Source organism: Pseudomonas sp. TE3786 (assembly GCF_054057335.1).
The window spans coordinates 23,693-37,889 of sequence record NZ_JBSRZF010000013.1 but is presented as its reverse complement, the minus strand read 5'-3'; the positions used below and the strand labels follow the sequence as shown (position 1 = coordinate 37,889).

At 60.3% G+C, this 14,197-nt stretch carries 13 protein-coding genes; 7 read left to right on the top strand and 6 right to left on the bottom strand.

The genetic code is table 11. The annotated features are described in order from the left end of the window. Nucleotides 1–7: 7 nt before the first annotated feature. Nucleotides 8–544 (top strand): DinB family protein, encoded by a 537-nt coding sequence (locus tag ACVW0Y_RS15105; RefSeq protein WP_457439124.1) that lies wholly within the window; start codon nt 8–10, stop codon nt 542–544. Nucleotides 545–620: 76 nt separating this feature from the next. Here ACVW0Y_RS15105 and ACVW0Y_RS15100 read toward each other — a convergent pair whose 3' ends face one another. After that, entirely contained in the window at nt 621–1,241 is a 621-nt protein-coding gene (locus tag ACVW0Y_RS15100; RefSeq protein ID WP_457439123.1) for a phosphoadenosine phosphosulfate reductase domain-containing protein, read from the bottom strand. 186 nt (nt 1,242–1,427) lie between these two features. Between ACVW0Y_RS15100 and thrH the strand changes: the two genes are divergently transcribed. Further along, nucleotides 1,428–2,045, top strand: a complete 618-nt coding sequence (thrH, locus tag ACVW0Y_RS15095) for a bifunctional phosphoserine phosphatase/homoserine phosphotransferase ThrH (protein WP_457439122.1) — start codon at nt 1,428–1,430, stop codon at nt 2,043–2,045. Nucleotides 2,046–2,111: 66 nt separating this feature from the next. Here thrH and ACVW0Y_RS15090 read toward each other — a convergent pair whose 3' ends face one another. The 3 genes from ACVW0Y_RS15090 to rloA form a co-directional block, all read right to left on the bottom strand. Beyond that, nucleotides 2,112–3,098 (bottom strand): alpha-L-glutamate ligase-like protein, encoded by a 987-nt coding sequence (locus ACVW0Y_RS15090; RefSeq protein WP_457439121.1) that lies wholly within the window; start codon nt 3,096–3,098, stop codon nt 2,112–2,114. Between the two features lie 3 nt (nt 3,099–3,101). After that, entirely contained in the window at nt 3,102–4,628 is a 1,527-nt protein-coding gene (gene rloB, locus ACVW0Y_RS15085; RefSeq protein ID WP_457439120.1) for an osmotic stress tolerance membrane protein RloB, read from the bottom strand. A gap of 143 nt (nt 4,629–4,771) precedes the next feature. Then, nucleotides 4,772–5,323 carry a retropepsin-like aspartic peptidase RloA gene (gene rloA, locus ACVW0Y_RS15080; protein WP_457439119.1) on the bottom strand — a complete coding sequence of 184 codons (552 nt, stop codon included), beginning with the start codon at nt 5,321–5,323 and terminating at the stop codon, nt 4,772–4,774. 378 nt (nt 5,324–5,701) lie between these two features. Between rloA and ACVW0Y_RS15075 the strand changes: the two genes are divergently transcribed. The 5 genes from ACVW0Y_RS15075 to prpF all read left to right on the top strand — a co-directional run bounded on the left by ACVW0Y_RS15075 (nt 5,702) and on the right by prpF (nt 12,492). Continuing rightward, a complete protein-coding gene (locus ACVW0Y_RS15075; RefSeq protein ID WP_457439118.1) occupies nt 5,702–6,433 on the top strand; it encodes a GntR family transcriptional regulator in 732 nt (243 codons plus the stop codon). Continuing rightward, the gene (prpB, locus tag ACVW0Y_RS15070) at nt 6,430–7,314 is read left to right on the top strand and encodes a methylisocitrate lyase (protein WP_457439117.1); all 885 of its coding nucleotides are present in this window, start codon (nt 6,430–6,432) and stop codon (nt 7,312–7,314) included. Before ACVW0Y_RS15075 ends, prpB begins: the two co-directional genes overlap by 4 nt. Before the next feature lie 83 nt (nt 7,315–7,397). Then, entirely contained in the window at nt 7,398–8,561 is a 1,164-nt protein-coding gene (gene prpC, locus ACVW0Y_RS15065) for a bifunctional 2-methylcitrate synthase/citrate synthase (protein WP_457439116.1), read from the top strand. Between the two features lie 14 nt (nt 8,562–8,575). Further along, nucleotides 8,576–11,188, top strand: a complete 2,613-nt coding sequence (gene acnD, locus ACVW0Y_RS15060) for a Fe/S-dependent 2-methylisocitrate dehydratase AcnD (protein ID WP_457439291.1) — start codon at nt 8,576–8,578, stop codon at nt 11,186–11,188. A 116-nt stretch (nt 11,189–11,304) separates the two neighbouring features. Next, on the top strand, nt 11,305–12,492 hold the full coding sequence (gene prpF, locus ACVW0Y_RS15055; protein ID WP_457439115.1) for a 2-methylaconitate cis-trans isomerase PrpF: 1,188 nt from the start codon (nt 11,305–11,307) through the stop codon (nt 12,490–12,492). 93 nt (nt 12,493–12,585) lie between these two features. Here prpF and ACVW0Y_RS15050 read toward each other — a convergent pair whose 3' ends face one another. Together ACVW0Y_RS15050 and ppsR are read right to left on the bottom strand one after the other, a co-directional pair. Continuing rightward, nucleotides 12,586–13,230 carry a LysE family translocator gene (locus ACVW0Y_RS15050; RefSeq protein ID WP_457439114.1) on the bottom strand — a complete coding sequence of 215 codons (645 nt, stop codon included), beginning with the start codon at nt 13,228–13,230 and terminating at the stop codon, nt 12,586–12,588. Between the two features lie 28 nt (nt 13,231–13,258). Continuing rightward, on the bottom strand, nt 13,259–14,077 hold the full coding sequence (gene ppsR / locus ACVW0Y_RS15045; protein WP_457439113.1) for a posphoenolpyruvate synthetase regulatory kinase/phosphorylase PpsR: 819 nt from the start codon (nt 14,075–14,077) through the stop codon (nt 13,259–13,261). Nucleotides 14,078–14,197 lie beyond the last annotated feature (120 nt).

The following is a 14,197-nucleotide window of genomic DNA, read 5'->3' as shown; positions in this document are numbered from 1 at the left end:
TTTGCTGATGTCCAGCTGTGATCACTTGGTACTGATGGCCGCCTATAACGCGGCCATGAATCACTCACTGTATACCGCTGCGGCCAGCTTGCCCGCGCGCGAGCTGATGGCCGACCGCAAGGCCTTTTTTACCTCGCTGTTTGGCACGCTCAATCATGTGGTGGCCGGGGATATCGTCTGGCTGAAGCGCTTTAGCGAACACCCGGCGGACTTTCCCGCATTGCGCGCGATGGCGCAGATTGCCAAGCCAACCAGCCTGCGGGATCTGCTTTGTAGCGAGCTGGATGAACTGCTGGAAAGGCGCCTGTACCTGGATGCGATTATCAGCGCCTGGGCTGGGCAAGTGCGAGAAGCCGACTTGGCGCACCTGCTGCGGTATCAGAACTCCCAAGGCACGCAACAGAAACCCTTCGGCGCGCTGACCGCCCATTTCTTCAACCACCAGACCCACCATCGCGGACAGGCCACCACCTTGTTGTTTCAGGCGGGAGTGGATGTGGGATCAACCGACTTGCTCGATCAGATCCGCAATCAGGGCCTGTAAAAACATCGCGGCTGAAGCCGCTCCTACAGGTCCTATGCAACCCGTAGGAGCGGCTTCAGCCGCGATTTAGTAAACCTCAGTGGCTGATGTGCAGCCCACACTCGCGATTATCTTCACCCTTGGTTGGGTCAAAGTAATCGAAGTTATTCGGCAGACCATGCTTGGTCAGGTACTGGTACAGGTCTTTGGACGACCACTGCAGCAGCGGGGCAACCTTGATCAAACCGTCGGGGTTGATGCTGATTGGCTCCATCTGTGCCCGCACGGCGGTGTCGGTGGCGCGCAGGGCGGTGAACCAGACGCCGGGCGCGGTTTCACGCAGGGCGCGGGCGAAGGGTTCCAGTTTCACCTCTTCGGTGAAGGCTTCATGGCGCGGATCGTCCAGGCCGGGCACCGGGCCTTCCAGTGCTTCGCGATGGGCGCGGCTGCGTTTGGGCAGGTAGGTGATCAGGTTGAGATTCAGCGCGCGGGTCACTTCATCGGCGAACTTGTAGGTGGCTTCGGTGTTGTAGCCGTTGTCCATCCAGATGATCGGAATGTCCGGCTGAACCTGGCTGACCATATGCAGGATCACCGCTTCGAACGGACGGAAGTTGGTGGTGCAGATCGCGGGCTTGCCCAGGCTCAGTGCCCACTCCACCAGTTTTTCCGGTTCATTGGCGAATTGAGCGTTGAGCGTATCCAGATCGAGGTCCATTGCGAGGCTCCAGGGTCATGTCGGCAGAGGAGGGCGATGGTAGCAAAATCCGCTGCGGCCCTGCAGCACGCTGCGTTGATAGGCGATATCAGCAGCACTGAAGAGCCGGCGCTGCCGTGCGTTGCGTGGGCGCAGGCAAGCGGCTAGAGTGCCGCCTTCTTTGTGAATCCTGTTTAGGAGTGCCCTGTGGAAATCGCCTGTCTCGACCTGGAAGGTGTGTTGGTTCCGGAAATCTGGATCGCCTTCGCGGAAAAAACCGGTATCGAAGCGCTTAAAGCCACCACCCGCGATATTCCAGACTACGACGTGCTGATGAAGCAGCGTCTGCGCATCCTCGATGAGCACGGTCTGAAACTGGCCGACATTCAGGAAGTGATCGCCACCCTCAAACCGCTGGATGGCGCAGTGGAGTTTGTCGACTGGCTGCGCGAGCGCTTCCAGGTGGTGATTCTCTCCGACACTTTCTACGAATTCTCCCAGCCACTGATGCGCCAACTGGGTTTCCCGACCCTGCTGTGCCACAAGCTGATCACTGATGAAACCGACCGCGTGGTGAGCTACCAGCTGCGCCAGAAAGACCCCAAACGTCAGTCGGTGCTGGCCTTCAAGAGCCTGTACTACCGCGTGATCGCTGCCGGCGACTCGTACAACGACACCACCATGCTCAGCGAAGCCCATGCCGGCATCCTGTTCCATGCCCCGGAAAACGTGATCCGCGAGTTCCCGCAGTTCCCGGCGGTGCACACCTATGAAGACCTGAAACAGGAATTCATCAAGGCGTCCAATCGTGAGCTGAGCCTGTAAGGTTCTCGACCATAAAAAAGCCCGCTTGTATGCGGGCTTTTTTACGTCTGCAAGGCGGGGCGGCGATCAGATCTCGGCCTTGTGCACGTTGCCAAACAGCCCCTGGGCAAAGCGCATCCGTTCTTCCGGCGTTTCCACCACACCTTGTGCCGTCAGCTCGGCAATCCGCGCTTCCACGGCATGGGCGCGGTGGGTCAGGCCGCAATCGTTGGCGATCTGGATATTCAGGCCGGGGCGGGCGTTGAGTTCGAGAATCAGCGGGCCCTTTTCCTGGTCCAGCACCATGTCCACACCGATATAGCCCAGGCCGCACAGCTCGTAGCAACCGGCGGCCAGCTTCATGAAACCGTCCCAGTTGGGCAGCTGCACACCGTCGACCGCGTTGGTGGTGTCCGGGTGTTTGCTGATCTTGTTGTTCAGCCAGGTGCCGCGCAGGGTTACGCCGGTGGCCAGGTCCACACCCACGCCGATGGCTCCCTGGTGCAGGTTGGCCTTGCCGCCGGATTGGCGCGTCGGCAGACGCAGCATGGCCATCACCGGATAGCCCATCAGCACAATGATGCGGATGTCCGGCACGCCTTCGTAGCTGATGCTTTTGAAGATCTGGTCCGGGGTTACCCGGTATTCGATCAGCGCGCGGTCGCGGTGGCCGCCAAGCGAATACAGGCCGGTGAGGATGCTGGAGATCTGATGCTCCAGCTCCTCATGGCTGACGATCTTGCCGGACACCGTGCGGTAGCGTTCTTCGAAGCGGTCGGCGATCACCAGAATGCCGTCACCACCGGCACCTTGTGCCGGTTTGATGACGAAGTCCGGGCGCTCGCCGATGATGTCGCGCAGGGTGTCGATCTGTTTCTCGGTTTCGATGATGCCGTACATTTCCGGCACATGGATGCCGGCCTGGATCGCCCGCTCCTTGGTGATGATCTTGTCATCCACAATCGGATACAGGTGCCGTTTGTTGTACTTGAGCACGTAGTCCGCATTGCGCCGGTTGATGCCCATGATGCCTTTGGCTTCCAGGGCCTTCCACGTTTTGATCATGCCGAACATGGCTCAGTCCTTCAGAAAGGCTTTGAAGCGGAACAGCTCGGTCAGGCGGTAGCCGCGATAGCGACCCATGGCCAACATGAAGCCCACCAGAATCAACAGCACAGCCGGGAAGGTGAAGACGAAGTAGTTCAGCTCCGGCACGGTCATCAGCAAGTGCGCCAGGGAGGCGGCGAACAGGGTGCCGATCGCCACTTTCATGGCATGGCCGCCACCGCGCTCTTCCCAGGTGATCGACAGGCGTTCGATGGTCATGGTCAGAATCACCATCGGGAACAGCGCCACCGACAAGCCGCGCTCCAGACCCAGCTTGTGGCTGAGCAGGCTGATGGTGGCGATCAGTACCACCACGAAGGTCAGCACCACTGACAGCCTTGGCAGCATCTGCAGCTTCAGGTGTTCCAGGTATGACCGTAGCGACAGGCCCAGCGCTGTGATGATCGTAAATAGCGCAATGCCGTAACCCAGCTGCATCTCCCGGAAGGCCAGGGCGATCAGTACCGGGGTGAAGGTACCCAGGGTCTGCAGGCCGATCAGGTTGCGCAGCACCAGAATCACCAGCACGCCGATGGGGATCATCACCATGATCATAAAGGTCTGCTGGGTTTGCAGCGGCAGGCCGTACAGCGAGTACTCAAGGAAGTCGGCGTCGGTGTTTTCGTCAGTCAGCTTGGCCAGGCGAATGGCGTTCATCTGGCTGTTGTTGAGGCTAAAGCGCACCTGCAGCTTCTTGCCGCCTTCGATGCTCACCAGATTTTCGTCACCGGTCCACCACACCAGGCGGTCAGCCGGCAGGCCCTGCTCGCCGGTTTCCGGGTTGAAGTACAGCCAGTCCTGGCCGTTGAAACTGCGCAGCCACAGCTCCGGGGTTTGCGGCTGATCGGCCACCAGGCGAATGGTGTGTACGCGTTCCATCGGCACATGGGCAATGGACAGCAACAGCTCGATGGTCTTGGCCTTGTTCGGCGTCGATGGATCACCGGCCAGCAGCAATTTGACGTTGTCGTCGCCGACGTTGTTGACCCGCTTGATGGTTTCGCTGATGAAGGTCTCGATGTCGGCCGAGTGTTGGCGAATCGGTGCCATCAGGGCTTCGGCGGCGATTTTTTCGGCACCTTCGACGGCGATGCTGTCGCGGAAGATCGGGCCCTTGGCCTTGGGTTTTTCGCCGCTGTAGCGCTTGGTCAGCACCAGGCGGTAGTAGAGGGTCTGGTTGCCGCTGACCCGACGTGCCGACCAGGTGACCTTACGGTTGCCGTCGACCCGATTGATGCTCACCCCGTAGTTATTGGAGATAAAGCTCTCGTTGAGGCTGACATAGTCCTGGCTCAGCGGTGGCACGAACATCTGCACTTTCACCGGGTTTTTCGGCGTTGCCACGAACTCGACCTTGGCGTCGATGTTCCACAGATCATCGGTTTCATCCTCGGTGATCGGGATGCCCACGATGAAAATCTGGTAAGCCGTAATCAGAACGCCCAGGGTCACCAATATGGCGATCAGGACTTTCAGATGCAGGGTAAGAGAGCGCATGTCGGGAACCTGTCCATTAATCAATCTTGTCGGTGTCGCTGTACCACATGGCCCCAGGCAGGGTGCGGTGCAGGTAATGGCATTGCGGTGGAGCTCACGTTCTTGAAGCTGTCTGTCGACAATGTGCCGGCCGGGTAGGCCGCTTAGCTGACAGGTTGTTTCTCGCTGTTCTCATCGGCCACGGCGCAACCGGGTTTGCCAGCGGCGTATTTCAGGCTGGGATCGACCAGGGCGTCGAAGCGTTTCAGCGCTTCGGAGCCAATCAATAGGGGGTACTGGAAGGCACTGCGGTCGGTGAGATTGACCTCGATGGTGCGCAGGGCCTTGCCCATGCACACCTGCAGTTCAATCACCGGGCGCGCGGTATAGGTTTTCTCTTCGTCCGGGTCGTAATCCCCGGCGCGACGCTTGATCTTGCTGATACGTGCCAGCGGTCGTTCGATAGGGTGGGCATGGGCATCATCGATGGCCAGGTAGAAACGCACCCAGGTTTCGCCATCACGCTTGAAGCGTTTGATATCGCGGGCACTCAGCGAGGCGGTCTTGGCACCAGTGTCGAGCTTGGCGGCCACCTGCAGGTCGATATCGGTGAGCTGGGCGTATTCATTCAGGCCGTACACGCCCTTGTCCGCCGCCTGGCCAAGGGCCGGCAACAGAAGAAGAGATAACAGCAGGGCTAAGGGCTTGAGTGTCATAAGTCCTAAAACGGATCGTGGTAATTGCAGCGGGTCTCGTGGAGCGAGTCCCCGTATCAAGTCACTTAGTGTTAACAGCAAGGGCTTAGTTTCACCTAACGCCTGGCGAGTGAGTCTAGCAGCCCGCGCGGTGCGCTCCGTGGGCCCAGGCGCGGCGCATTCTATCATGCGGATTTTCTGCGGCGACAGGCGGTTGCTCGCCTAAAAACATCGCGGCTGAAGCCGCTCCTACGAGCTACACGGTCTCGTAGGAGCGGCTTCGCCGCGATTCCTGCAGAAGACGATCTAAAAATACTGTCGACAATGTCTACAGATTGTTTGACGAAAAGGTCTTTGAGGGGTAGTTTCCGTCGAAATATCTAACGATGTGTCGACACTATGCAAGACGCCCTCGAAACCGCAGTCGATTCTCCTCTCGACTCAGAGACGCTCTCCGAGCACGTGTTCCGCCGTATCCAGGCGGCCATCGTGCAGGGCGATATCGCCCCGGGCAGCAAGATCTCCGAGCCGGAGCTGGCCCGCACCTACGGCATCAGCCGCGGCCCGCTGCGCGAAGCGATCCATCGCCTGGAAGGGCAGAAGCTGCTGGTGCGGGTTCCCCATGTTGGCGCCCGGGTGGTTTCCCTGAGTCACGCCGAGCTGATCGAGCTCTACGAAATCCGCGAATCCCTGGAAGGCATGGCCTGCCGCCTGGCCGCCGAACGCATGAGTCAGACCGAGATCAATGAGCTGCGCAGCGTGCTCGACCTGCATGAGCGCGACGCCGCGTTCCAGGCCGGGGTCGGTTACTACCAGCAGGAAGGCGACTTCGACTTCCACTACCGGATCATTCAAGGCAGCGGCAACAAGACCCTGGCGCAGATGCTCTGCGGCGAGCTGTACCAACTGGTGCGCATGTATCGCCTGCAGTTCTCCGCCACCCCCAATCGCCCGCGCCATGCCTTTGCCGAGCACCATCGCATTCTCGATGCGATTTCCGAACGGGATGGCGAACTGGCCGAGCTGTTGATGCGCCGCCATATCGCCGCTTCCAAACGCAACATTGAACGCCACTACACCGGCCAGGCCGGGCAGGGCGCTACCGATTCAACAAAGAGAGGTGAAGCATGAGTTCGAACACCCCGGGTCAACGTTTCCGCGCTGCCATCGCTGCCGAATCGCCGTTGCAAGTCATTGGCGCGATCAACGCCAACCACGCGTTGCTGGCCAAGCGTGCCGGCTACAAAGCCATCTATCTGTCGGGTGGCGGGGTGGCTGCCGGCTCCCTCGGTCTGCCGGACCTGGGCATCAATACCCTGGACGATGTGCTGACCGACGTCCGCCGCATTACCGACGTCTGCGACCTGCCCCTGCTGGTGGATATCGACACCGGCTTCGGCCCCAGCGCTTTCAATATCGAGCGCACGGTAAAAAATCTGATCAAGGCCGGTGCCGCTGCCGCCCATATTGAAGATCAGGTTGGTGCCAAGCGCTGTGGTCACCGCCCAGGCAAAGAGATTGTCTCCACCGAAGAAATGGCCGACCGGGTAAAAGCCGCTGCCGACGCTAAAACCGACGCCGACTTCTTCCTGATCGCCCGTACCGACGCGATCCAGGCTGAGGGTGTGGACGCTGCCATCGAGCGTTGCCTGCGCTATGTCGAGGCCGGTGCTGACGGCATCTTTGCCGAGGCTGCCTACGATCTGCCGACCTACAAGCGTTTTGTCGATGCCCTGGGCGTACCGGTGTTGGCCAACATCACCGAATTCGGCGCTACTCCACTGTTTACCCGCGATGAGCTGGCCTCGGTGGGCGTGAAGATTCAGCTCTACCCACTCTCGGCCTTCCGCGCTGCCAACAAGGCGGCAGAAGCGGTGTACACCTCGATTCGGCAGAACGGTCATCAAAAGGACGTCATCGAACTGATGCAGACTCGCGCCGAACTGTACGACCGTATCAACTACCACGCTTTCGAGCAAAAGCTCGACGCGTTGTTTGCTGCCAAGAAGTGATACCGCGCAAGCCGCCTGGCTGAAGGGCGGCTTGTAGCAAAAGAACAAGAAATCCAACCGGATCAGATGAGGAGTTACCCGCGATGAGCGCAACCCAAGAGACGACCACGCCGGGTTTCAAACCCAAGAAGTCGGTAGCCCTGAGTGGCACCGCGGCAGGCAACACCGCGCTGTGTACCGTCGGCCGTACCGGCAACGACCTGCACTACCGTGGCTATGACGTGCTGGACTTCGCCAATCGCTGCGAATTCGAAGAAATCGCCCACCTGCTGGTGCACGGCAAGCTGCCGAACGTCGCCGAGCTGGCTGGCTACAAGGCCAAACTCAAGGCCCTGCGGGGCATTCCAGCGGCACTGAAAGCCTCGCTGGAGCAACTGCCTCCCTCGGCACACCCGATGGATGTCATGCGCACAGCGGTATCGGTACTGGGCTGCGTGTCGCCGGAAAAGGACGACCACAACCACCCCGGTGCCCGCGATATCGCCGACAAGCTGATGGCCTCCCTCGGTTCAGCGTTGCTGTACTGGTACCACTTCAGCCACAACGGCAAGCGTATCGATGTGGAAACCGACGATGACTCCATCGGCGGCCACTTCCTGCACCTGCTGCATGGCGAGAAGCCTCGCCAGTCGTGGGTGCGCGCCATGCACACCTCGCTGAACCTGTATGCCGAGCACGAATTCAACGCCTCCACCTTTACCTCGCGGGTAATCGCCGGTACCGGTTCCGATATGCACTCCTGCATCGCCGGCGCCATTGGTGCCTTGCGCGGCCCGAAGCATGGCGGTGCCAACGAGGTGGCCTTCGAGATCCAGAAGCGCTACGACAACCCGGACGAAGCCGAGGCCGATATCCGTGCCCGCGTCGAGAAAAAAGAAGTGGTGATCGGTTTCGGCCACCCGGTGTACACCGTGGCCGACCCGCGCAACAAAGTGATCAAAGAGGTGGCGCGCGAGCTGTCCGCCGAGCAGAGCAACACCAAGATGTTCGATATTGCCGAGCGCCTGGAAACCATCATGTGGGACATCAAGAAGATGTTCCCGAACCTCGATTGGTTCAGCGCCGTCAGCTACCACATGATGGGCGTGCCCACGGCCATGTTCACCCCGCTGTTCGTGATCGCCCGTACCTCCGGCTGGTCGTCCCATGTGATCGAGCAACGTATCGACGGCAAGATCATCCGCCCGAGTGCCAACTACACAGGTCCTGAGGACCTGAAGTTCGTGCCGCTCAAGGATCGCCCGTAATCATGAGCATCGAAATGAACACTCAGTACCGCAAGAACCTGCCCGGCAGCGCGCTGGACTACTTCGACACCCGCGAGGCGGTGGACGCCATCGAGCCCGGTGCCTACGCCAAGCTGCCTTACACCTCCCGTGTGCTGGCCGAGCAGTTGGTGCGCCGCTGCGATCCGGCGATGCTCACCGATTCGCTCAAGCAGCTGATTGAGCGCAAGCGCGACCTCGACTTCCCCTGGTACCCGGCGCGCGTGGTCTGCCACGACATTCTCGGTCAGACCGCGCTGGTCGACCTGGCTGGCCTGCGTGATGCAATTGCCGAGAAGGGTGGCGACCCGGCCAAGGTCAACCCGGTGGTGCCGACCCAGCTTATTGTCGACCACTCCCTGGCCGTGGAATTCGCCGGCTTCGATCCGGACGCGTTCGAGAAGAACCGCGCCGTCGAAGACCGTCGTAACGAAGACCGCTTCCACTTTATCGAGTGGACCAAAACTGCCTTCAAGAACGTCGACGTGATCCCGGCCGGCAACGGCATCATGCACCAGATCAACCTGGAGAAAATGAGCCCGGTGATCCAGGCCCGTGATGGCGTGGCGTACCCGGATACCTGCGTCGGTACCGACAGCCACACCCCCCACGTCGATGCCTTGGGCGTGATCGCCATCGGTGTCGGCGGTCTGGAAGCGGAAACCGTGATGCTTGGTCGCGCCTCGATGATGCGTCTGCCGGATATCGTCGGCGTGCAGCTGACCGGCAAGCGTCAGCCGGGCATTACCGCGACCGATATCGTGCTGGCGATCACCGAGTTTCTGCGCAAGGAGCGGGTGGTGGGTGCCTATGTCGAGTTCTTCGGCGAAGGCGCAGACAGCCTGTCGATTGGCGACCGCGCGACGATTTCCAATATGTGCCCGGAATACGGTGCCACCGCCTCGATGTTCTATATCGATCAGCAGACCATCGACTACCTTAAACTCACCGGCCGCGAGCCTGAGCAAGTGGCGCTGGTCGAGCAATACGCCAAGCTCACCGGCCTGTGGGCCGATGCCTTGGTGACCGCCGAATACGAGCGCGTGCTGAGCTTCGATTTGTCCACCGTGGTGCGCAATATGGCCGGCCCGAGCAATCCGCATAAGCGCTTGCCGACTTCGGCGTTGCAGGAGCGCGGGATTGCCGGTGAAGCCATGCTGGCAGCCAGCAAGGTGGAGGAGGCCGATGGTCTGCTGCCGGATGGCGCGGTGATCATCGCCGCCATCACCAGCTGCACCAACACCTCCAACCCGCGCAACGTGGTGGCGGCCGGTTTGGTGGCGAAGAAGGCCAATGCCTTGGGCCTGGTGCGTAAACCCTGGGTGAAAACCTCGTTTGCGCCAGGCTCGAAGGTGGCCAAGCTGTATCTGGAAGAGGCCGGCTTGCTGACCGAACTGGAACAGCTGGGTTTTGGCATCGTCGCCTATGCGTGCACCACCTGTAACGGTATGTCCGGCGCGCTGGACCCGGTGATTCAGCAGGAAATCATCGACCGTGATCTGTATGCCACCGCCGTGTTGTCGGGCAACCGCAACTTCGACGGCCGTATTCACCCGTACGCCAAGCAGGCCTTCCTGGCTTCGCCGCCGTTGGTAGTGGCTTACGCCATTGCCGGTACCGTGCGTTTCGATATCGAGCAGGACGTGCTCGGCCATGACCCGGCCGGCAACCCGATCACCCTCAAGGACCTGTGGCCAAGCGACGAAGAAATCGACGCGCTGGTCGCCACCTCGGTGAAGCCTGAGCAGTTCAAGCAGATCTACATTCCGATGTTCGATCTGGGCAGCTTCGAAGAAGCAGAGAGCCCGCTGTACGACTGGCGCCCGCAGTCCACCTATATTCGTCGTCCGCCTTACTGGGAAGGTGCCTTGGCCGGTGAACGCACGCTGACCGGCATGCGCCCGCTGGCGGTGCTGCCGGACAACATCACCACCGATCACCTGTCGCCTTCCAACGCCATTCTGTTGGACAGCGCCGCCGGTGAGTACCTGGCGAAAATGGGCCTGCCGGAAGAGGACTTCAACTCCTACGCCACCCACCGTGGTGACCACCTGACCGCGCAGCGCGCCACCTTTGCCAACCCGCAGTTGGTGAACGAAATGGCCGTGGTCGATGGCCAGGTGAAGAAGGGTTCGCTGACCCGCCTGGAGCCGGAAGGCAAGGTCACCCGTATGTGGGAAGCCATCGAAACCTATATGGAGCGCAAGCAGCCGCTGATTATCGTGGCCGGTGCCGACTACGGTCAGGGCTCGTCCCGCGACTGGGCCGCCAAGGGTGTACGCCTGGCTGGGGTGGAAGCGATTGCCGCCGAGGGCTTCGAACGCATTCACCGCACCAACCTGGTGGGCATGGGCGTGTTGCCGCTGGAGTTCAAACCCGGCACCAACCGCCTGACCCTGGGCCTGGACGGCACCGAGCTGTACGACGTGGTTGGCGAACGCACGCCGCGTGCCACCCTGACGCTGGTCATTACCCGTAAAAACGGTGAGCGCCTGGAAGTGCCGATGACCTGCCGCCTGGATACCGCCGAAGAGGTTTCGGTGTACGAGGCCGGCGGTGTGCTGCAGCGCTTTGCCCAGGATTTCCTCGAGGCGACGGTGGCAGTTTAAACGCCGCTACGCATGGCTCCGTAGGAGCGGCTTCAGCCGCGATGCTCTTGATCTTGAAAAGCATCGCGGCTGAAGCCGCTCCTACAGGGACTATCGAAACATTCAGGACTTAACTCATGCCCCACGCACCGCAAATCAAAATCCCCGCCACCTACCTGCGTGGCGGTACCAGCAAGGGCGTGTTTTTCCGCCTGCAAGATTTACCGCAAAGCTGCCAGGTACCGGGCGTCGCCCGTGATCGTCTGTTTATGCGGGTGATTGGCAGTCCCGACCCATATTCGGCGCAAATCGACGGTATGGGCGGTGCCACGTCCAGTACCAGTAAATGCGTGATCCTGAGCAAAAGCACGCAGCCGGATCATGACGTCGACTATCTATATGGCCAGGTCTCCATCGACAAAGCCTTTGTCGACTGGAGTGGCAACTGCGGCAACCTGTCTACCGGTGCGGGCGCGTTTGCCCTGCATGCCGGTCTGGTCGATCCGGCGCGTATTCCGGACAACGGCGTGTGCGTGGTGCGCATCTGGCAGGCCAATATCCAGAAAACCATCATCGCCCATGTCCCGGTCAGCAATGGCCAGGTCCAGGAAACCGGAGACTTCGAACTGGATGGGGTGACCTTCCCGGCGGCGGAGATCGTGCTGGAGTTTCTCGACCCTTCCGATGACGGCGAGGAGGGCGGCTCGATGTTTCCCACCGGCAACCTGGTGGACGACCTCGAAGTGCCTGGTGTCGGTACCTTCATGGCGACGATGATTACCGCCGGTATCCCCACGGTATTCGTCAATGCCGAAGACATCGGCTATCAAGGCACCGAGCTGCGCGAAGACATCAACAGCGATGTCAAAGCCCTCGCGCGTTTCGAGGCGATTCGGGTGGCCGGAGCGCTGCGTATGGGCTTGATCAAAACCGCGGCCGAGGCGGCGACACGGCAACATACGCCCAAGGTCGCGTTTGTGGCCAAGCCCAAGGACTACCAAGCCTCCAGCGGCAAGACCGTGCAGGCCGGCGAGGTTGATCTGCTGGTGCGCGCGCTGTCCATGGGCAAACTGCACCACGCCATGATGGGCACGGCGGCGGTAGCGATTGGCACGGCGGCAGCCATCCCGGGCACCCTGGTCAACCTGGCGGCCGGTGGCGGTGAGCGCACTGCAGTGCGCTTTGGGCACCCATCCGGCACCTTGCGGGTAGGGGCTGAGGCGACTCAGGAAAACGGCGAATGGGTAGTCAAGAAAGCCATCATGAGCCGCAGTGCGCGGATTTTGATGGAAGGCTGGGTGCGGGTGCCTGGGGATGGTGTTTGAGGGGTAAGGCAAAGCGGCTGAAGCCGCTCCCACGAGGGCTACGCAGGCCCATAGGAGCGGCTTCAGCCGCGATACCAGGCACCGAAAATGGGTTTAATGGTGAGTCGTGCCAAGCAGCACGCCACTGGCACCCATAAAAAACGCGCCAGTGGTTTTGTTCAGGCGGCGGGCACCGGTTGGGGTCTTGATCAGGCGGCGAATCTGCCGGCCGAACAGGCCGTAGACCATGGAGGCAAAGAACTCTGCCAGCAGGTAGGTGCCGCCCAGGTACACAAATTGTTCGGTGGGGGGCAATTCGGGTTTGATGAACTGCGGGAAAATCGCCGCAAACAGCAGAATGGCTTTCGGGTTGCTGATGCCGACAAGGAACTCTTGAAGCATCAGTTTGGTCACACTCCTGTTCGCCTGCGCGCTGTCTGCTACGCTGCTTTCAGCCAGATCAAGGCCGCTGAATTCACGGCTGCGCCAGGTGCGGATGCCGAGGTAGAGCAGGTAAGCGGCGCCGATCCACTTGAGGGTGGTGAACGCGGTTTCCGAAGCCAGCAGCATGGCACCAAGACCCACGGCAGAAATGCTGAGGAAAATGGCATAGGCAATGGCCCGGCCGACGGTGGCGGCAACCGCAGTGCCGACACCATGACGAATACCGTTGTTCAGTGCGCAGAAGTTGTTCGGCCCTGGCGTCAGGGCGATAAACACAGCGATTGGCGCGAACAGCAAGCAGTCCATCAGGGTCATGGCGGGTACCTGGGTTAAAAAAGCGGGGTTATTTCAGACGCCGCTCAACGCCTTTTTCCACCAAGATCTTGGCGGAGATTTCTTCCACCGAAAAATGGGTGGAATTGATGTACGGAATGTTTTCCCGGCGCAGCAGTTGTTCGACTTCACGCACTTCGAACTCGCACTGGGCAAAGCTGGCGTAACGGCTGTTGGGCTTGCGTTCGTTGCGGATGGCAGTCAAACGGTCGGGGTCGATGGTCAGGCCGAACAGCTTGTCTTTGTACTGCTTGAGCGCGCTGGGCAGTTGCAGGCGCTCCATGTCTTCTTCGGTCAACGGGTAGTTGGCCGCACGAATGCCATATTGCAGTGCCATATAAAGGCAGGTGGGGGTTTTACCGCAGCGCGAGACACCGACCAGAATCAGGTCGGCCTTGTCGTAGTAGTGGGTGCGGGCACCATCGTCGTTGTCGAGGGCAAAGTTCACCGCCTCGATACGCTCCATATAGTTGGAGTTGTGACTGATGGAATGGGACTTGCCCACCGAATAGGACGAGTGTGAAGTCAGTTCCTGTTCAAGCGGGGCGAGAAAGGTCGAGAAGATGTCGATCATGAAGCCATCGGACTTGGCCAGGATGTCGCGAATGTCCTGGTTGACGATGGTGTCGAAGATGATCGGGCGCACGCCGTCTTTCTCGGCCGCATTGTTGATTTGCTGTACCATCGCCCGCGCTTTTTCCACGGTGTCGATGTAGGGGCGCGTGAGCTTGTGAAAAGTGATGTTCTCGAACTGCGCCAGCAGGCTTTGGCCAAGCGTTTCGGCCGTGATGCCGGTGCCGTCGGAGATGAAGAAAGCGGTTCGTTTCATTTGCACCGAGGGCCTTAAGCTAAGGATGATTCTTGGCTATGATAGGCCCCCTTTTGATCGAAGCCATGCCGGTTGGCATTGTTACTTATTTTCCAGGGCCAGGCCACCGTCACACAGGGC